The sequence below is a fragment of the Bradyrhizobium sp. NBAIM08 genome (assembly GCF_020193935.1).
Taxonomy (GTDB): Bacteria; Pseudomonadota; Alphaproteobacteria; order Rhizobiales; family Xanthobacteraceae; genus Bradyrhizobium; species Bradyrhizobium yuanmingense.
Map to the genome: position 1 here is coordinate 1 of NZ_JADYVR010001331.1, position 383 is coordinate 383.

The window sequence follows — 383 nt, forward strand, 5'->3', positions numbered from 1 at the left end:
CATAGACCCAGAGCGCGGCACCGGGTGGGTAACTCCCGCCTGCGCAATCGGTCGCGGTAGTTGTCGTTTCGCCGGCCATGGGCAGCAAGCGCACCGAGCAACCGACGCCGGCCTCTGTTAAGCTACTCGTGCCGCTACCCGAGGATGAGTTGGTTTCCGGAGAACTGGAACTCATCTATGCCCACCTTGCGGGGCTCCTCGATCGGGTAATACCGCCTGAAGTCGATTCCGACAACCACAACGGAGACGATTAACCATGGCCGTAGCCCTTTACGCTCGGGTTTCCACCACCCGGCAAGCCGAGAACGATCTCTCGATTCCCGATCAGCTCCGTCAGCTGAAGGAATACTGCAAGTCGCACAATCTCGCTGTTGCCTCGGAAT

1 protein-coding gene is annotated in these 383 nt (G+C 59.5%); it reads left to right on the top strand.

The genetic code is table 11. The features are described 5' to 3' along the window. Window positions 1-256 precede the first annotated feature (256 nt). Window positions 257-383: recombinase family protein (locus I6F37_RS44770; protein WP_225155096.1), on the top strand; the 127-nt coding region annotated here is incomplete at its 3' end.